The following is a 19,246-nucleotide window of genomic DNA, read 5'->3' as shown; positions in this document are numbered from 1 at the left end:
GTCCTCGCCCCGCCGCTTGTAGCGCATCTTGACGAAGGCAAGTTCGCCGTGATGGGCGCTGTCGGCCGCCGCGGCGGCCGCCTTATTGGCTGCGCCATAGCGCAGGTCATCATTCATCACCGCGGGGCTTCCCTTGGGCGTAATCTCGTAAATCGCCGTGACGCTGTGGCCGGAGCCGATATCGCCGGCATCGACACGGTCATTGTTGAAATCCTCGCGCTTCAGCGCCCGCGTCTCGTAACCGATCAAGCGGTATTCGGCGATCCGTTCCGGGTTGAACTCGACCTGAAACTTAACGTCGCTGGCGATCGGAAACAGCGTCGATCCGGCCTCTTCGACCAGCGTCTTTTGCGCCTCGGCCAAGGTGTCGATATAGGCAGCACTGCCGTTGCCGTTCTGCGCCAGCGTCTGCATCAGAGAATCGTTGAGATTGCCCCGCCCGAAGCCGAGAACGGTGAGGAAGATGCCGTCCTTGCGTCTCTCCTCGATGATGCGCTTCAGGTCCTCATCGCTCGACGGGCCGACATTGAAGTCGCCATCGGTCGCCAGCATCACCCGGTTGACGCCGTCCTTGACGAAGGCCTGCTTGGCAAGATCGTAAGCCGCCTCGATGCCTTCGGCACCGCCGGTCGAACCTCCGGGCTCCAGCCTGTCGATCGCCGACAGGATCTTCGATTTCTCCGCCACCCGTGTCGGCGAGAGCACGGTGCCGGCATTGCCGGCATAGGTGACGATCGAGACGGTGTCGTCGGCCTTCAGCTTGTTGACCAGAAGCCGGAAGGCGCTCTTGAGAAGCGGCAGTTTGTCCGGCTCGTCCATCGAGCCGGACACGTCGATCAGGAAGACCAGATTGGCATGCGGCGTGGTCGCCGGCGCGATGTCATAGCCCTTGATCGCCACATGCATCAATTCCGTGTCGTGGTTCCACGGGGTCGGCATCACGGTCACTGTCGCCTTGAAAGGCTGATCGGCATTGTCAGGGCCCGGCCAGTCATAGGGGAAATAATTGATCATCTCTTCGACGCGGACCGATTGCGGGTCGGGCAGTGCCCCGCCGGTCAACGACCGGCGGACGAAGGCATAGGACGCGCTGTCGACATCCGCGGAGAAGGTCGAGACCGGATCCGTCGCCACGCTCTTGATCGGATTTGCCGCAGCATTGGCAAACCGCTCGCGATTGGAATCGAGCTGAATCTGGGCATGCCCCTCCGCAGGCGGAGTAGGCGAAGGGGCGATGGCAGCCATCGGTTCGGCAAACTGCCGCTGGGGGACGATGCCGGGAGCGGCCGGCACAGCGCGTTTGGCCGCCCCGAGTGCCGCGGCAGAACCCTCCGGCTTGTTCGTGAGAGCGGCGACGTCGTTGGCATCGAATTCGGATGTCCGCGACGAATCGGGTTTCGCGAGTGCCGGCGCCTCCTTGTCCTGCGGGGCTTGCGCGACAGCGACAGATTGCTCATCCAGGCTGTTGTTCCCGGCCGGTGTTTGCGGCGCGACCGTGACCGGCTGACCGGCAGTTGCGGCCGGTTGTTTCGACGCCTCACTTTTCGAAAGGTTGCCGGCGATCTCTGTCTGATCGACGATCGGCGATCCGTTGCGGGTCAGCTCGATCGCCAGGTAACCGGCGGCCGGAATGACGAGCAGCGTCGCTAGGGCTGAACCGGCGAGGAATTTCTTGTTCATGGCAGGGCTCCATATCCAGTTGATGATGGAGCTTTGACGCCAGCCTTTCGCATTTCCTTGGGCGGCCGGCGCATTATTTTCTGCGGTATCGAAGGCCTGCATCGCGGCAGTAAGCGCACGCGCACGCGCCTCCGGCGTCGCTGCCGGCGGTGTCAGGCGGGAGAGCTTTTCGAGTTCCTTGTCCACGGTCATACCTCTTCCTTGCCGAGCACGGTCTTCAGCCTCTTGCGCGCCTCATGGACCTGCCAGGATACGGTCGCCTCCGAGCAGCCCATGACATCGGCGGCAGCCGAATGGCTGAGACCCTCGCCGTAAACGAGCAGCACCGCGTCGCATTGCCTTTCCGGCAAGGCGCGCACGGCTGCCCATAATTCGCTCGATAGCTCATCGTCATTTCCGGCCGGCGCATCCTGCTGCGGTTCGGCGGCGTAGGCGCGGAATGTCTGCTGCTCTCGTGCAAGCTTGCGTCTATGGTCGCGGGCGGCGTTGAGCGTCAGCGTATAGAGCCATGTCCTGAAGCGGCTGGCGCCGCGAAAGCTGCGGATCGCCGCGCCGAGCTTGACGCAGACCTCCTGGGCAATGTCGTCGGCATCGGTGGAACTGCCCGACCAACGCCACGCCGTCGCATGGACGAAATCATAATGGCGCGAGACCAGTTGCCCGAAGGCCTCCCGGTCACCGCCCTGCGCTCGTTCTATGAGCTCCGCATCCAATTCCGCACCTACCCCAAACCGACCAGCAAGATGCTATTTCGAGATTGAGACGTTTCTCGGATGGCTTTCCTTGGGTCCGCGACGAAAAAATTATTGGGAATTTTAAAAGCCGCGACATTCATGGGTCGCGGCCAGACAGATCGGCTCCGTCACAAAGGCGCATGATGAAGACAGAGTCGGCCAGGGACATGACCTGTCATGTCCCAAATCGCGAAAGGACCTCCATGTCCGCTCAACCGCCTGTCCCCACTGAAAGGGGCATCCTGCAGTTTCTGGCGACTTGCGATTCCTTCTATCCGCCAGACGCCGTTCAAGCATCGATCGAACAGCAGCGACATTGGTACGACGCTCTTTGCGCGCGCTTTGACCGTCCGCTGCCCCCGGAGATGATCTTTGCGGACGGCATGCTCCAGCGCATACCGATCCGGCGTTACCGTCCGCGGAAGATCAGCACGCGCACCATTCTGCTCTATCTTCATGGCGGTGGCTTCGTTGTCGGTTCGCTCGAGAGCCATCATGCCATCTGCGCCGAGATCGCCGATTTTGCCGGCGCGGAACTTGTTTCGGTCGATTATCGCCTCGCCCCTGAATATCGCTGGCCGGCGCAGACGGATGACGGCTTTACCGTGTTGAAGCATCTGCTTTCCGCCAACAGCAAGGTCGTGCTGATCGGCGACAGCGCCGGCGGCAATCTGGCCGCGGGCCTTGCATTGCGGGCGCGCGAGCAGGGCCTGTCCGGCGTCGTCGGCCAAGTCCTGATCTATCCGGCGCTTGGCGGCGACCTTACTGCGGGCTCCTATGTCAAAATGGCCGCGGCGCCTGGATTGACGACGGCGGATGTCGCTTATTACCGCGAGATCCTGCAGGCGCCGGCGGGCAATGAGATCGCCGAACCGCTGCAGGCAGCTTCGCTTGCCGGGCTGCCGCCGGCCTTCATCACGGTCGCGCATTTCGATCCGCTCCGAGACGACGGCCGGCACTATGCCGCCCGGCTCACCGCGGAGGGCGTCGACGTCTGGTTCCGGGAGGAGCCGCAGATGGTGCACGCGTGGCTGCGCGCCCGCCACATGAGCGACGGCGCACGCGACGGCTTTCGTGCCGTCTGCGAGGCGACAAGGCGTTTTGCGGCGACCTGATGGTCACATCAGGTCGCGGGCGATCCGCTTTTCCACAAAGACCTTTTCGAAGATCTGCACGTCGTCCTCGAAGGCGGTGACGACAGCGCTGATGATCCAGTCGTTCCGGGTACATGAAATGCGTGCGGTCGCGACCGTGCGGGCGAACCAGCCGGGGCGGCGCATGTCGCAGGTCCAGGTCGAGACCCCGGTCATCGACAGCGGATCATCCGGTGAAATCGACCAGACTTCCTCGCGCAATTGCCGGGTCGAGAGACCTGTCTCAGGGTGTTCGGTGAGCCCGGTATCCTCGTGGATGTGATACTCCGTCCGACTGGCCGAGAGATCACGGACGACCTGCCGCTTCGTCGCGGCGGCCGCGTGCTCGATGTATTTCGGCAGCGGATCGGGATTGGCCGGTTCCTTGATGTCTATCCGCTGGTGCTCGCCGAGCATCGGCAGCCCGAGGCCGAGTGCGGCGATATCGACCTCGATGCCTTCGTCATCAGGCGGCGGCAGGATCATCGGCCAATATGCGGTAGAAAGCGAAAGGCGGATGCGATGACCCTTGCGGAAGCGATATCCGCAGGCATCGAGCACGAGCCGGATCGACACCTTCTCGCCTGGTGTCAGCGGCTTGGGATCCGCATTGCCCTCCCGGTGAGTGAGATTGACGACGCCGAAGGCGACACGTGTTGCCGTACCATCCGGATGGACATCGATGAGCCGGGCGCAGAGATTTCCGCCCGCCGCCCGAGAGCGCAGCGCAAGCGTGAGCACGGGCCGGCCGAGATAGTCGTAATCGCCAGCAAGCGGCATCGTATCGAAGACCAGCGAGCCAGCATCGTCCAAGCGTTGATCGATCGCCATTTCGGCGTCGGGTTTCAGCGTGAAATATTCACCCGATGCCGTCCCGGTGTCGAGCGGAGAGCGGAGATAGGCGGCATGTTCGGGCGCGTGCGGGATCGGCATGCCTTCCGTCAGCTTGCCGAACTGCTCGACATAGAAGCACTGCATCTGCGGCGGCGACCAGACGTCCTTGGCGACCCAGAAACCCGGATCGCTGTCGCGGCGCGGGGCAGGGCGGATGGCGTCGAGAATATAGGCGCGGGCCTGCGGCAGCCCGTCGATCCCATTGTCCTCGCCCCGCAGCCATCTGTTCCACCAGGCAATCGCCTCGCCATGAAAATCGGTGCGCGGCTTCGGCCAGGCGAAATGCGGATATTTGTGGACCCAGGGGCCGATCAGCGCTTTCGCCTTGTCGCCCAGGCCTTCGACCGCCATCAGAGGGGTATTGCGGTAGCCGTCAGCCCAGCCGGCGATGACAAGCGTCGGGATTTCCACGCTCGAAAAATCCTCTGAGATCGAGCCATGACGCCAGAAATCGTCGCGCCGCTGGTGGGCCAGCCACTCCTCCATGAAGAAGGGTTCGCCTGCCAGGCGTTCCAGCCACATTTCCTTCCAGCGCTCGCCGACGAGTGAAGGGTCGGGCGGGCGCGACTGGTAGCCGAGCATCGTCGCCGCCCATGAGAGCTGGGCGGAGAGATGGCAGCCGTTCTTGTAGTGGATGTCGTCATTGTAGCGGTCGACGGTCGAGGCGATCGAGATGACGGCCTTCAGCGCCGGCGGGCGCAATGCTGCGACCTGCAGGCTGTTGAAGCCGCCCCAGGAGATGCCCATCATGCCGACCGCGCCGCTCGACCATGGCTGCGCGGCAATCCAGGCGATCAGCTCGCAGGCATTGGCAAGCTCGCTTTCGGTATATTCGCCGTCGATGACGCCGTCGGATTCTCCGGATCCGCGGATATCGACGCGCACGCCGGCAATGCCTGCGGCCGCGAAGACCGGATAGGTCGACTCGTCCCGCAGACTGGTTCCGTCCCGCTTGCGATAGGGCAGGAATTCGAAGACGGCGGGAACGGGATCTTCCCTAGCGCCATCCGGCATCCAGATGCGCGCGGCAAGCCGCGTCCCATCCTCCAGCGTAATCCATTCATTCTCGATGGTGGTGAAGCCGCGCGAGGTCATGCTCATTCCTTGATGCACATTCCGTGAGACGAGGGTTTACCCTCGTCAAGTCAGTTACCGGCGCTCTCCATGCGACGCGTGGCAAGCACCCGTTCCAGCCAGCCGATTTCCATTTCCGGCACGGATTTCAACAGCAGATCGGTGTAGTCGTCAAAGGGCGGGGAGAGCGCCGTCGATTTCGGACCGAACCGCACCAGCTTGCCACGATGCATCACCGCCACGCTGTCGGCAATCGCCCGAACGATCGCGATGTCGTGGGTGATGAAGACGTAGGACAGCTGCTCTTCTTCCTGCAGGCGGAGAAGCAGTTTGAGGATACCCTCCGCCACCAGCGGATCGAGCGCCGAGGTCGGCTCGTCGCAGAGGATGAGTTCGGGCTTGGCGGCCAGCGCTCTTGCGATCGCCACACGCTGCTTCTGGCCGCCGGAGAGTTCGGCCGGATAACGATCGACGAAGCCCTTGCCCATTTCGATCTGGTCGAGCAGTTCCTTCACCCGGGCGGTCTTCTCGGCACCTCTCAGGCCATAATAGAAGGTCAGCGGGCGGCCGATGATGTCTCGAACCGTCTGGCGCGGGTTCATCGCCGTGTCGGCCATCTGGTAGATCAGCTGGATACGCCTCAGATCGTCGTTCGGTCGGCTCTTCAGGCCCGGCATCAGCGGCTTGCCGTCAAAGACTATACGTCCGTTGCTCGGCGGCAACAGGCCGGTGATCACGCGCGCCAGGGTCGATTTGCCGGAACCGGATTCGCCGACGACCGCGAGCGTCTGCCCCTTCGGCACATGCAAAGAGACATCGTGCAGCACTTTGAAGCCGTTGGAATATTCGGCACTGACATTTTCGACCTTGAGAAGTGCCGCAGACTGGTCGGCGGCTTCCTCGCGGTAGGCCTGCCTGACATTGACGAGGGCGCGGGTATAGTCCTCCCGCGGCGCCTCGATGATCTGCTGGACGCTGCCATATTCCACCTGCTTGCCATAACGCAGGACCATGATGTCGTCCGAGATCTGGGCGACGACGGCAAGGTCATGGGTGATGTAGAGGGCGGCCGTGTGCGTTTCCTCGATGGCATGCTTGATCGCCGCCAGCACGTCGATCTGCGTGGTGACGTCGAGCGCCGTGGTCGGCTCGTCGAAGACGATGAGCTCAGGATTGGAGCAGAGCGCCATCGCCGTCATCGCCCGCTGCAGCTGCCCACCGGAGACCTGATGGGGAAAGCGCTCGCCGAAGGTTTCCGGATTGGGCAGGCCGAGAACCCCGAACAGATAAAGCGCCCGTTTGCGCGCCTCGTCCTTGCTCATCAAACCATGTTTGACCGAGGCTTCGATCACCTGATCGCCGAGCCTGTGCGCCGGATTAAACGCAGCGGCGGCCGATTGCGCGACATAGCAGACCCGTGCTCCGCGGATTTTCCGGATGCCGTTCTTGCCGAGCACCAGGATATCGGCGCCGTCGAGCCGCACCTCGCCGCCGGTGATTTCGGCGCCGCCCCGGCCATAGGCGAGTGCGGAAAGGCCGATCGTCGACTTGCCGGCGCCCGATTCGCCGATCAGGCCGAGAACCTTGCCCTTCTGCAGATCGAAGGAAACGCCGTCGACGATCGTCACCCGTTTGGGCGGTTCGCCCGGCGGATAGCTGGTTGCTTCGATCTTCAGATTGCGAACGGAAAGAAGCTCAGGCATCGCCGCGCCCTCCCTTGAGGCTGGATGTGCGTTTCAGGAGCCAGTCGACGACGAGGTTGACGCAGACGGCAAGTGTCGCGATCGCGGTGCCCGGCACCAGCGCTGCCGAGATACCGAAGATGATGCCGTCCTTGTTGTCCTTGACCATGCCGCCCCAATCGGCCGCAGGCGGCTGAATGCCGAGGCCGAGGAAGGAAAGCGTCGAGAGGAACAGGATCGAGAAGGCGAAGCGCAGCCCGAATTCGGCCAGCAGCGGCGACAGTGTGTTCGGCAGGATTTCGCGGAAGATGATCCAGAGCTTGCCTTCGCCGCGCAGCGTTGCCGCCTCGACGAATTCCATCACCGCGACATCGAGCGCCACGGCACGGCCGAGACGGTAGACGCGGGTGGAATCGAGGATCGCCATGACAAGGATCAGCACGACCATGTTTTGCGGCAGCACCGCCAGGACCACGAGTGCGAAGATCAGCGTCGGGATCGACATCATCAAATCGTTGAAGCGAGAGAGGACGGTGTCGACCACGCCGCGCGAGACGGCAGCCGTGAAGCTCAGGATGATGCCGAGCGAGAACGAGATGACGGTGGCGGCGGACGCGACCAGCAGCGTCGTGCGTGCGCCGTAGATCAGCCGCGAGAAGATGTCGCGGCCGAGATTGTCGAGACCGAAGATATATTGATCATCAGGCAACTGCCAGACGTCGCCGACGACCTGCGTCTCGCCATAGGGGGCGAGCCAGGGAGCAAAGATCGCGAATATAAAGGCGATGGCGATACCGGCCATGCCGATCCAGGCGGTGATGGGGATGTCTCTCAATCTCATCGCGGATGCCTCAGCCTGGGATTGGCGATAATCGCGAGAATATCGGCGGTCATGTTGAGGAAGATATAGACAGCCGCGAAGATCAGGCCGCAGGCCTGAACGACAGGCATGTCGCGCACGGTGACCGCATCGACCATATACTGCCCCATGCCGGGATAGACGAAGACCACTTCGACAACGACGACGCCGACCACGAGATAGGCAAGCGTCAATGCGATGACGTTGATGATCGGCGCGAGCGCATTGGGGGCGGCATGCTTGACGATCGAGCGGAAGGCGCCAAGGCCTTTCAGCTCTGCGGTCTCCATATAGGCCGACGACATGACGGAGAGGATTGCCGCCCGCGTCATGCGCATCATATGCGCGAGTACGACGAGCACGAGGGTCGCCGTCGGCAGCGCGATTGCTTTCAATCGCTCGACGAAACCCATGCTGTCATAGACCGTCGCCGGAAAGGTGGCCACGCCGAATTTCACCGCGAAGAACAGGATCAGCAGGTAGCCGACGAAGAATTCCGGCAGCGAGATCGCCGCCAGCGAGATGACGTTGATGATCTTATCCGGCAGGCGATTGCGGAAATGCACCGACAGCATGCCGAGCCCAACGGCGAGCGGCACCGATATCACGGCTGCGAAACCCGCCAGGAAGAGCGAATTGCCAAGACGCTTGCCGATCTGTTCGCTCACCGAATTCTTGCTGGCCCAAGAGGTGCCGAAGTCCCCCTGGACGGCGTTGCCGAGCCATTCGACGTAACGCGTGGTTATCGGGCGGTTCAGCCCGAGATCCTCTCGAATATTGGCAACGGCCTGCGGTGTCGCCGACTGACCGAGATAGGTTGTGGCAAAATCGCCGGGCAGGGCTTCCAGACCGCCGAAGATCACGATGGAAACGGCAAAGAGCAGGACGATACTGAGCACGAAGCGCTCGAGGATAAGGGCAAGCAGCGGAAAACGCTGCCGAAACCCGAGGCCGGGCAAGATGCTTGGGGCAGGATTGGTCATGGCGAGGACCTCGCGCTAAAACGTCGGGAGGACCGCGGGGTTTCATCCCACGGTCCGGGCTTCGTTAGAGATCGGAGGGGCAAACGCCCCTTGCCATCAGGCGTCCAGCCAGACGCGGGTCGCGACGTAGCCGTTCGACATGTCGTTGCCGATGTCGTGGACATAACCCTTCACCTGCTTGGTGGAGGCGTTCACGAAGTCGTTGAACATCGGCAGGATCACCCCGCCCTCGTCGCGCACCGTGATCGCCATGGTGCGATACATGTCCTTGCGCTTGGCTTCATCAAGCTCGGAGCGGGCCTGCAACAGCAGCTTATCGAAGTCAGGACGCTTGAACTTGGTGTCGTTCCAATCCGCCGTCGAGAGATAGGCGGTGGAATACATCTGGTCCTGCGTCGGACGGCCACCCCAGTAGGAGGTCGAGAAGGGCTGGACATTCCAGACGTTGGTCCAGTAGCCGTCGCCCGGCTCGCGCTTGACCTCGATCTCGATGCCGGCCTTTTTGCAGCTTTCCTGGTAAAGGACTGCCGCATCGACACCGCCGGGGAAGGCGACTTCGGAGGTGCGCAAGAGCACCGAGCCGCTATGGCCTGATTTCTTGTAGTGAAACGCAGCCTTGTCGGGATCGTAGGCGCGCTGCTCTATGCCCTCGGGGAAAAGCGCATAGGTGTTGTTGATCGGGAAGTCGTTGCCGACCTTGCCGTAGCCGCCGAGGATCTTTTTCACCATGGTCTCGCGGTCCATGGCGTATTTGAGCGCCAGGCGCAGGTCGTTGTTGTCGAACGGCGCCTTATCGCAGTGCATGATGAAGACGTAGTGGCCGCGGCCGGAGGTCGAGAGAATCTCGACGTTCGGGGCGCGCTTCAGCAGGCTGACGGTCTTCGGGTCGACGCGGTTGATGTAGTGGACCTGGCCGGACGACAGTGCTGCGATGCGGGCGGTGGCGTCGTTCATGCCGATGATTTCGATCGAATCGACATAACCCCGGTCGGTGCGCCAGTCGTCCTTGTTCTTTTCGAAGGTGGCGCGGACGCCGGGCTCGAAGCTCGTCATCTTGTAGGGGCCTGTGCCGATCGAGGCCAGCGGATCGTCAACGCCGCCATTCGGCTGGATGACCAGATGGTAGTCCGACAGCAGCAGCGGCATGTCGGCATTGCCTTCGCTGAGCGTGAGGACGAGATTGCCGCCGTCGGCCTTGATCTCCTTGATCGAGCCGAGAACACCGAGCGCGCCGGATTCCGACTTCGCGTCGGTGTGACGCTTCAGCGTCGCAACGACGTCGTCGATCGTCAGTTCCTTGCCATCGTGGAACTTGACGCCCTTGCGGATCTTAAAGGTCCAGGTCGCCGCGTCCTTCGACGGCTCCCAGGATTCGGCAAGCGACGGCACGGCGGCACCCGTCAGCGGATCGGACTCGACCAGCATGTCGCCCCAGCAGCGGCCGATGCAGAACATGACCTGCGACAGGAATTTCGCCGGATCCTTGGAATCGGTGGCTGCACCACCTTCGAGGCCGAGCTTCAGGTGGCCGCCGCGCTTCGGTTCGGCCGCTTCGGCACTTTCGGTGAAGAGCTTGTCGGCGACGGCAAGTGTGATGCCCGCCGCCATGGCGCGTCCCATGAATTCGCGGCGGCTGAGCCCGCCGGCGGTGACACGGCTTGCGAGATATTTCGTGTAGTCGTTCATTCCCCAGTTCCTTCTTTATGGTGCGTTGACAGAACTTCCGGGCAGGTCCGCAGACGGTTTCCTCTCCACCTCCGGTGCCCGCATCATGCGGGAAAATAATGCGGTTGCTGCCGCCGGGTTATTTTCCTTTCCAAATGGGGCTTCGCTTCTCGGCGAAGGCCCGTGCGCCTTCCAATTGGTCCTCGCTCGAATAGAGCTTGTCGACCGTCGCAAACTGCCGTTTGGTGATCTTGTTCATGGCAGTCTGGAACGGCGAACCCTCCGCTTCGCGGACGATTTCCTTAATGGCCGCATAGACGAGCGGCGGCCCGCTCTCGAGCAACCGGGCAAGCTCCCATGCTCTCTCCATCAGCCGCTCGGCCGGCAGGACCTCGTTGACGAAACCCCAGCGATGCGCCTCGTGAACGTCGAGCCAGCGACCGGTCAAAAGCATGTCCATGGCGATGTGATAGGGGATGCGTTTAGGCAGCTTGATGGAAGCCGCATCGGCAACCGTGCCGGAGCGGATTTCCGGCAGGGCGAAGGTCGCATGGTCGGCCGCGAGGATCAGGTCGGTCGACAGCGCAATCTCCAGTCCGCCGCCGCAACAGATGCCGTTGACCGCACAAATGATGGGCTTGTTGAGGTCGCGCAGTTCCTGCAGCCCGCCGAAACCACCCACGCCGTAATCCCCGTCGACCGCATCGCCTGATGCCGCCGCCTTGAGATCCCAACCGGCACAGAAAAACTTCTCGCCGGCGCCCGAGACGATGGCGACACGCAACGCCGGATCGTCGCGGAAATCTCGGAAGATCAACCCCAGGGCACGGCTGTTCGCAAGGTCGATGGCATTCGCCTTCGGCCGGTCGATGACGACTTCGAGTATTCCACCGTCATGTCGTGTGCGAATGTGGTCGCTCAACCTATGCTACCTCCTCCGCCGTATCAAAGCATCGACTACGGCCACGCCACGCCCTTCGGGAAGAACCATCAATGGATTAATGTCCAGTTCCTCCAGGGATGCCGCGTTCTTTACGACATAATCTGCCGTTGCTGAGACAGCACCAACAGCGGCTTCGAGATCGCCTTTTGGCCGCCCGCGATAGCCATAGATCAATTTTGCAAGTTTGAGACGTGAAATTGCCGCGTGAATATCGGTTTTCGTCGCCGGAAGCGGCAGGATGACGGAATCTTCAAGCAATTCAACGAAGATTCCGCCCGCTCCAAGCGTGAGCGACAATCCGAAGACAGGGTCGCGGATGGCGCCGACAATGAGCTCGGCAACCGGTGGATCGATCATTTTCTCGACCAGATAACCGGCATTCGGCGGCATTGCCGCCGCCGCATTCGATACTACCTTAGTATCCTCTAGGTTGAGTGCGACGGCCCCTGCCTCGGTCTTGTGGGCAATGCCGAGCGCTTTCAGTACGACGGGAAAACCGAGCCGTTCGGCCTGCTCGGCCGCTTGACCGGGAGAAGAGGCCAACAGCCCTTGCGGAACAGGAAGGCCGAAGGCGGCAAGCTCGGCCTTCGCATCGGCCTCCGTCAGCGTCTCGATCTCGCCGTCCATAGGGGACACATCGAGCAGCGGCAGGGGAGGTGGGCCATCCCAGGCCTGGCCGATGCCGGCGGCGACTTCCGCAGCCGTGATGGTTTCGTCGATGCCGCAGAAGGCAATGATGCCGTTTGCCATCAGCCGATCGGCGATGGGCTCCGGCATGTTTTCCGGAAGTGTCGCCAGAAGGCCGGCCAGCGCACCGGTTGCGGCAGCGGCCGTCATGACCGCGTCTGCCGTCATTGCCCATTCGGACGCATCGCAGCGGTCATCGCGGGGGAAGTCGAGCACGACGAGATTGAGGGCATAGCCGCCCTCGAACATGGCGCTGAAGGCTTCGGTCTGGCGTGCGAGATCCCCCCACACGAAGGTGTGGTAATCGAGCGGATTGGAAAGCGTCACCATCTCGCCGAGGACCCGCCGCAGCCGTGGCAATTGTAGCGGCTGCAGCGCCGGGAATTCCACGTTGTGACCGACGGCGGCATCCGCCATCAGCGAGGCTTCGCCACCGGAACAGCTCATCGACGAGATGGAATGGCTTGCGAGCGGGCCGGCGACATGCAGGAGTTTCAGGGTTTCGAGCAGCGCCGGCAAGGTTTGCACACGGCCAAGGCCGAGGCGGGCGAGCACAGCGTCGGCGATGGCATCGCTGCCGGCAAGCGAGGCGGTATGCGACACCGCCGCGCGTTTTGCCTGCTCGGACCTGCCGACCTTCAACACGACCACCGGCTTCCTCGACCGCCGGGCCATGGCGGCCAGGCGTTCGAGTGCCGAGAGATCACCGAAACCTTCGACATGAAGGCCGACCGCCGTGACGCGCGGGTCGTCGATCAGCGCGCAGGCGACATCGGCAAGCGATGTCTGGGCCTGATTGCCGGCAGTGACCACATAGGCGATCGGCACGCCTCGGGTCTGCATTGTCAGGTTGATGGCGATATTCGAGGATTGCGTGAGGATTGCGACGCCACGTTCGATGCGCTGCATGCCATGCTGATCGGGCCACAGCAGCGCACCGTCGAGACCGTTGATCAGCCCGTAGCAATTCGGCCCGAGGATCGGCATGTCGCCGGCTGCGTCCAGCAGGGCCTGCTGCAGCTCGGCGCCGTCGCCGAGTTCACCCGTCGCCTCGCTGAAACCCGATGCATAACAGACTGCCCCGCCGGCACCGGCCTCAGAAAGGCTGCGGACGATTTCGACGGTCAGCGTCCTGTTGACGCCAACGAAGGCTGCGTCCGGCGCCGAAGGCAGATCGGATACAGAGCGATAGCAGGACCGCCCGAGCACCTCGTCGAGTTTGGGATGGACAGGCCAGATCTCACCGGCAAAGCCCATGCGGTCGCATTGCTCGATCACCCTGCGCGCCTCGCGACCGCCGAAGACGGCGATCGTTTGCGGTCTGAGCAGGCGGTCGAGCGGGCGAGGCGTCATCGGCTCACGCTCCCAGGGGTCGAAGCAAGTCGCGGCTGATAATATGCCGCTGGATTTCGGAGGTGCCGTCCCAGATGCGCTCAACGCGCGCATCGCGCCAGAAGCGGGCGAGCGGCAGATCGTCCATCAGTCCCATGCCGCCGAAGATCTGGATCGCCTCATCCGTGACGCGGGCGAGCATTTCCGAGGCATAGAGCTTGGCCGAAGCGATCTGCCGGTCTGCGGGGCGGCCGGCATCGACCTGCCAGGCGGCGGCCAGCGTCAGCCAGTCGGCTGCGTCGATCTCGGTGATCATGTCGGCGAGCTTGAACGACACGCCCTGATTGGCGCCGATCGGCTTGCCGAACTGCTTGCGCTCGGCGGCGTAGGGCAGGGCCAGGTCGAAGACACGCCGTGCCCGGCCGACGCAGGTGGCGGCAACCGTCAATCTCGTGCCGTAGAGCCATTGGTTGGCGATATCGAAGCCGCGATGCACCTCGCCCAGCACTTGGGCTTCGGGAATGCGGCAATCGTCGAAGCTGAGCGTTGAGTTATGGTAGCCACGATGCGAAACGGAATCGTAACCTTTGAGGATTTCGAAGCCCGGCGTGCCGCGATCCACCAGGAAGGCGGTGATCTTCTTCTTGATGCCCTTCGGCGTTTCCTCCTCGCCCGTCGCAGCAAAGACGATGACGAAATCGGCGACATCGGCATGGGAGATGAAATGTTTCGTGCCGTTGAGGACGAAGTCGCCACCGTCGCGGCGGGCGGCGCATTTCATGCCGCGCATATCAGAACCGGCGTCCGGCTCGGTGATCGCAAGCGCATCGATCTTCTCGCCGCGCACCGCAGGCAGGAGATAGCGCTCGCGCTGCTCGCCCTCGCAGGCCATGAGGATGCCGGAGGGCCGGCCGAAGAAAACGGTCAGCCCCAGGGAGCCGCGTCCGAGTTCCCGCTCGACCAGTGTGAAGGTGACATGGTCGAGGCCGGCGCCGCCGACGTCTTCCGGGAAATTGCAGGCATAGAAGCCGAGATCGATGCATTTGCGCCGAATCTCGTCTCCAAGCTCCGGTGGGACGATACCGCTGCGCTCGACCTCGTTCTCATGGGGATAGATCTCGGTTTCCACGAAGGCACGGACCGTGTTGACGATCATTTCCTGTTCTTCGCTGAGACCAAAATCCATGCCGATCCTCCTACCGTTTCTGGCCGACGTGACGGCTGGCGCCTTCAGGCGCTGCCAACTCCGCATGGGCTCTGGCGATCGCCTTCGCCTTGTCGAGGACGCCAGCTGGCGCCGGCGCGGCTTTGCCCGCCTTGCTGTCGACATGCAGCAACATGTGCTCGGCGGTGGCAAGTGCCTCGCCCGTCGCCGTATCGTGAAGCGTGTGGAAGACGTGCAGCCGCTTCTCGTCGACGGACAGGATCTGGCAGGTCGAATGGATCGCCTGTCCGAGCTTTGCCTCGCCGAGATGGCGGATATGGGTCTCCACCGTATAGTAGCTCTGCCCCGCCTCGACATAGGCGAGATCGACGCCGATGAGACGCAGCAGCGCATCTGACGTATCGCCGAAAACCTGGAGGTAGCGGTGTTCGGTCATATGGCCGTTATAATCGACCCAGGCTGGGCTGACTTTCGTCTCGACGAGCCTCAGCGGCTTCGACGGATCGAAAGACTTAATCGTCCCGCCGCCTCCTGCCCACAGCGATTGCTCGAAGTCTTTCAGCAGTTTGCCCGCGCCCCAGCCCTTGCCGCCATCGCCGCCCTTGAGGGCCTGCAGGATGCCGACGAGGTTTTCGTCGCGGATGCGTTCGAGTTCACGGATCGAGCGGCCGGCCGCCTGTTCGTCGGATTGCTGGCCGATCTTTTCGATCAGCGGATCGTCGAGATCGACGACATCGGTAAGCTTGGTCCAGGGCCAGGCCAGGCAGGGGCCGAACTGGGCGAGGAAGTGGCGCATTCCGGCCTCGCCGCCGGCGATGCGATAGGTCTGGAACAGGCCCATCTGCGCCCAGCGCAGGCCGAAAGAGTAGCGGATGACGTCATCGAGGGTCTCGACGGTGCAGATGTCGTCGTGGATCAGCCACAGGGCCTCGCGCCAGAGCGCTTCGAGCAGCCGGTCGCCGACGAAGGCCTCGATCTCCTTGGCGATGTGGACGCCCTTCATGCCGATCGGCGGCAGTCGCTCCATGGCAGCCTTGATGGTCGCCGCCGAGGTCTTCTCGCCGCCGACGATTTCGACGAGCGGCAAGAGATAGACGGGATTATAGGGATGGGCGACGAAGAGGCGCTCGGGATGCTTCATGTCGCGCTGCAAATCGGTCGGCAGCAGGCCTGATGTGGAAGAGCCGATCAGGGCGTCCGGTCGCGCCACGGCATCGATCTCATTCAGGACGCCGCGCTTGAGGTCGAGCCTTTCCGGCACGCTTTCCTGAATCCAGTCGGCGCCGGCGGCGGCTTCCGCGAGCGTCGTGCAGAAGGTCAGCCTGCCGCGCGGCGGCAGGGGTGCGCCGGTCAGCATGGCATAGGCTTTTTCGGCGTTGGCGAGCACTTCGCCGACGATGCGGCTTGCTTCCGGATGCGGATCGAACACGTTCACGTCGACGCCGGCCAGCAGAAAACGCGCGATCCATCCGCCGCCGATGACGCCGCCGCCGATACAAGCCGCCTTGTTGATCCCTGTCATGCCGTCCTCAGCGCTTCGTCAGTTTGAGTTTCTTGCGAACGTCTTCCGGACCGATGATCCGGGCACCCATGCCCTCGACCACCTGCACGGCCTTTTCGACGAGCTGAGCATTGGTGGCGAGCTGGCCCTTGCCGACGAAGAGGTTGTCCTCCAGGCCGACGCGCACGTTGCCGCCCGCCAGAACGGCGGCTGCCGGATAGGCCATGGCATTACGACCGATCGAAAAGGCCGAGAAGGTCCAACTCTCAGGCACGTTGTTGACCATCGCCATGAAGGTATTGAGATCGTCGGGCGCGCCCCATGGAATACCCATGCAGAGCTGGATCAGCACCGGGTCTTCGATCAGGCCTTCCTCGGCAAGCTGCTTGGCAAACCAGAGATGGCCGGTGTCGAAGGCCTCGATCTCGGGGCGCACACCGAGATCGGTCATCTTCTTCGCCATCGCCCGCAGCATGGCCGGCGTGTTGGTCATGACGTAGTCGCCGAGGTTGAAATTCATCGTGCCGCAGTCGAGCGTGCAGATCTCAGGCAGGCATTCGGCGACATGGCTGACGCGCTCGGTGGCGCCCGCCATATCCGTGCCCTTAGGATTGAGGGGAAGGGGGCTTTCGACATCCCCGAAGATCAGGTCCCCGCCCATGCCGGCAGTGAGATTGAGGACGACATCGACATCGGCCGAGCGGATGCGGTCGGTGACTTCCCTGTAGAGATCGTTGCGCCGGCTGGCGGCACCCGTTTCCGGATCGCGGACATGGCAGTGAACGACCGCCGCACCGGCCTTTGCCGCGTCGATGGCGGATTCGGCGATCTGCTTGGGAGTGATCGGCACGTGGCTGGATCTGGAAACCGTGTCGCCGGCGCCGGTGACGGCACAGGTGATGAAAACATCGCGGTTCATCGCAAGAGGCATGTTTTTGTTCTCCCTCGTCTTGTCCGCATTACGCGACAGGATGGATGGCAATGCGTTGCAATTTCGGAAGCAATCGATACATTATCGGAACCCGAGGGAGATGGCCTTGCTGCAGCGATCGACGGAACGGCTCGATATCGACCTTCTCGTCCTACCGGACGCGAACCTGATCCTGATCGCCTCGGTCATCGAGCCGCTGCGCGGCGCCAATCGCATTTCCGGCAGTGAGCTCTATCGTTGGCGGCTGCTCACCCCGGACGGAGCACCGGTCCCGACCACCAGCAATATTGCCGTGCCCGCGCAAGGCGCTTTCAAGGCGACGACCGAGGATACGCCGCTGTTCGTGCTTGCCAGCTACAACTGGCGCCGAAGTGCTACGCCGGCGCTCAAGATGCAGCTCTCCCAGGCCGCCCGCTATCGCACGGTGATTGCCGGCATCGAGTCCGGCACATGGCTGCTGGCCGAAGCCAGCCTGCTCGACGGGCTGCCGGCGACCGTCCACTGGGAGGACTACGAGGATTTTGCGTTGGCCTATCCTGAGGTGCGGGCCGTCAAGGATCGTTTCGTCATCGACGGCAAGCGGCTGACGACCTCAGGTTCGCTTCCGACCGTCGACCTGATGCTGGAGGTGATCAGGCAACGGCAGGGTTATTCGCTGGCGCTCGAGGTCAGCCGGCTGTTCCGTTACGAGCAGCCTTCCTTCCATGCCGATGAGCAGCTTTCCGCAGCCTCGGCTGGTCTGCGCATGCACGATCCCCGCGTGGCGCAGGCGGTGCGGCTGATGGAGGAGCATATCGAGCAGGCTCTGATTCTCACGCGGCTGGCCCGCAGGGTAGGCATCAGCGCCCGGCATCTGCAGGATCTCTTCCAGCAGAGCATCGGCGCGCCGCCGCATGTGCACTATCTCGCGCTGCGCCTGAACGCGGCACGCCGCAAGGTGATCGAGACGACAGCCTCTTTCGCCGACATCGCAGCGGCGACCGGCTTCAATTCGGCCTCCGCCTTTGCGAGAAGCTACAGGGCGAGTTTTTCCGAGAGCCCGTCCGAAACCCGGCGTCGCCTGCGCCGCCGCGTCACGCCATCGGAGATGCGGGCATAGGCTGGAACGCGTCCCGTATCATTTCGGCAAGTTCCCGAACGGCCTCGCTGGAACGGTAAGTGCTCCGGCGGAGCACGACTTTGGAGGAATCAACCGGCGGGAAACCGTCTTCAGCGGTGAGTTCCCGGCAGCCGGGCGGAATGCTGCTGCGGGAAAGCGTGGTGACGGCAAGGCCTGCGGTGACGGCATTCTTCAGCCCCGAGCCGGTATCGGCGATGAAGGCGATCCGATAGTTGCGGCCGATTTGCTCCAGCGACCGGAGCGCAAAATCGCGTGACCAGGTGGAGTTGCGATAGGTCGCAATCGGCAGGGGATCGATGTCGTGCAGCCGGTGGACCATCGATGTGACCCAGACTGTGGGATCAATGCAGATGACCTCGCCTTTCGTCTCATCGCTCCAGTCGAAAACGACGGCCAGATCGAGCTCATCCCGCTCGAGGGCGGCGAGGTTGCGGACTGTGTAGTCGCAGGACACGGTGACCTCGACGGCCGGGTGGCGTACAGCGAAAGCCGCAAGGGCTGCCGGCAGCACCGTCTGGCTGTATTCCTCGGGAATTCCGATGCGCACCGGTCCGTCCAGCGGCTTGCTGCGGATCGTCGCGGCGGCCTCGCTCAACAGATCGATGATCCGGCGGGCATAGGGTACGAGTTGCAGGCCCGGGCGCGTGAGCAGCACGCCGCGGGCGCCCCGATCGAACAGGGTTTCGCCGATCGTCTCTTCGAGCCTCTTGATCTGGCTGCTGACGGCCGATTGCGTCCGCCCGATGCGCTGGGCGGCTGCGGAGAAATTCGACGTCTCGGCAACGACCAGGAAAGTTCTGAGCAGGTCGCTCTCAATCGGTTCGTGCATGAGACAGCCATTTAAAAAATCGATGACAGCTATC

The 19,246-nt window shown here is 62.9% G+C and carries 15 protein-coding genes; 2 read left to right on the top strand and 13 right to left on the bottom strand.

Annotation, left to right across the window (positions count from 1 at the left end; genetic code table 11):
• Window positions 1-1,872 (bottom strand): VWA domain-containing protein (locus tag HX899_RS04350; RefSeq protein WP_181291698.1); only part of this gene is annotated, 1,872 nt, incomplete at its 3' end.
• Window positions 1,869-2,393 (bottom strand): RNA polymerase sigma factor, encoded by a 525-nt coding sequence (locus HX899_RS04345; RefSeq protein WP_171600057.1) that lies wholly within the window; start codon window positions 2,391-2,393, stop codon window positions 1,869-1,871. The genes HX899_RS04350 and HX899_RS04345, both read right to left, overlap by 4 nt.
• 224 nt (window positions 2,394-2,617) lie before the next feature.
• Between HX899_RS04345 and HX899_RS04340 the strand changes: the two genes are divergently transcribed.
• Complete coding sequence (locus tag HX899_RS04340) at window positions 2,618-3,529, top strand: alpha/beta hydrolase (RefSeq protein WP_181291697.1); 912 nt, start codon at window positions 2,618-2,620, stop codon at window positions 3,527-3,529.
• 3 nt (window positions 3,530-3,532) lie between these two features.
• Here HX899_RS04340 and HX899_RS04335 read toward each other — a convergent pair whose 3' ends face one another.
• The 10 genes from HX899_RS04335 to HX899_RS04290 form a co-directional block, all read right to left on the bottom strand.
• Window positions 3,533-5,536, bottom strand: a complete 2,004-nt coding sequence (locus HX899_RS04335) for a CocE/NonD family hydrolase (protein WP_181291696.1) — start codon at window positions 5,534-5,536, stop codon at window positions 3,533-3,535.
• 50 nt (window positions 5,537-5,586) lie between these two features.
• The gene (locus HX899_RS04330; protein WP_171600060.1) at window positions 5,587-7,218 is read right to left on the bottom strand and encodes an ABC transporter ATP-binding protein; all 1,632 of its coding nucleotides are present in this window, start codon (window positions 7,216-7,218) and stop codon (window positions 5,587-5,589) included.
• Window positions 7,211-8,038, bottom strand: coding sequence for an ABC transporter permease (locus HX899_RS04325; protein WP_138334680.1), 828 nt, complete (start codon window positions 8,036-8,038; stop codon window positions 7,211-7,213). The genes HX899_RS04330 and HX899_RS04325 overlap by 8 nt, the downstream gene beginning before the upstream one ends.
• Window positions 8,035-9,039, bottom strand: coding sequence for an ABC transporter permease (locus tag HX899_RS04320; protein ID WP_138334679.1), 1,005 nt, complete (start codon window positions 9,037-9,039; stop codon window positions 8,035-8,037). The genes HX899_RS04325 and HX899_RS04320 overlap by 4 nt, the downstream gene beginning before the upstream one ends.
• A 96-nt stretch (window positions 9,040-9,135) precedes the next feature.
• Complete coding sequence (locus tag HX899_RS04315) at window positions 9,136-10,725, bottom strand: ABC transporter substrate-binding protein (protein ID WP_171600061.1); 1,590 nt, start codon at window positions 10,723-10,725, stop codon at window positions 9,136-9,138.
• Between the two features lie 118 nt (window positions 10,726-10,843).
• Window positions 10,844-11,626: a carnitinyl-CoA dehydratase gene (locus tag HX899_RS04310; protein WP_181291695.1), complete on the bottom strand. Its 783-nt coding sequence runs from the start codon at window positions 11,624-11,626 to the stop codon at window positions 10,844-10,846.
• Between the two features lie 6 nt (window positions 11,627-11,632).
• Window positions 11,633-13,687 (bottom strand): acetate--CoA ligase family protein, encoded by a 2,055-nt coding sequence (locus HX899_RS04305; RefSeq protein WP_181291694.1) that lies wholly within the window; start codon window positions 13,685-13,687, stop codon window positions 11,633-11,635.
• 4 nt (window positions 13,688-13,691) lie between these two features.
• Complete coding sequence (locus tag HX899_RS04300; RefSeq protein ID WP_138334675.1) at window positions 13,692-14,852, bottom strand: acyl-CoA dehydrogenase family protein; 1,161 nt, start codon at window positions 14,850-14,852, stop codon at window positions 13,692-13,694.
• Window positions 14,853-14,862: 10 nt separating this feature from the next.
• Window positions 14,863-16,353 carry a carnitine 3-dehydrogenase gene (locus HX899_RS04295; protein WP_138334674.1) on the bottom strand — a complete coding sequence of 497 codons (1,491 nt, stop codon included), beginning with the start codon at window positions 16,351-16,353 and terminating at the stop codon, window positions 14,863-14,865.
• A 7-nt stretch (window positions 16,354-16,360) separates the two neighbouring features.
• Complete coding sequence (locus HX899_RS04290; protein ID WP_138334673.1) at window positions 16,361-17,263, bottom strand: 3-keto-5-aminohexanoate cleavage protein; 903 nt, start codon at window positions 17,261-17,263, stop codon at window positions 16,361-16,363.
• 100 nt (window positions 17,264-17,363) lie between these two features.
• Between HX899_RS04290 and HX899_RS04285 the strand changes: the two genes are divergently transcribed.
• Window positions 17,364-18,362, top strand: coding sequence for a GlxA family transcriptional regulator (locus HX899_RS04285; RefSeq protein WP_181291693.1), 999 nt, complete (start codon window positions 17,364-17,366; stop codon window positions 18,360-18,362).
• Here HX899_RS04285 and HX899_RS04280 read toward each other — a convergent pair.
• The gene (locus HX899_RS04280) at window positions 18,337-19,212 is read right to left on the bottom strand and encodes a LysR substrate-binding domain-containing protein (protein WP_138334671.1); all 876 of its coding nucleotides are present in this window, start codon (window positions 19,210-19,212) and stop codon (window positions 18,337-18,339) included. The genes HX899_RS04285 and HX899_RS04280 overlap by 26 nt on opposite strands.
• Between the last annotated feature and the right edge of the window lie 34 nt (window positions 19,213-19,246).

Origin of the sequence: Rhizobium sp. WYCCWR 11146, from assembly GCF_013591995.1 — a bacterium.
GTDB lineage: Bacteria > Pseudomonadota > Alphaproteobacteria > Rhizobiales > Rhizobiaceae > Rhizobium > Rhizobium indicum.
Note: the sequence above shows the minus strand (reverse complement) of the source record. Positions and strands in the feature narration are given on the sequence as shown.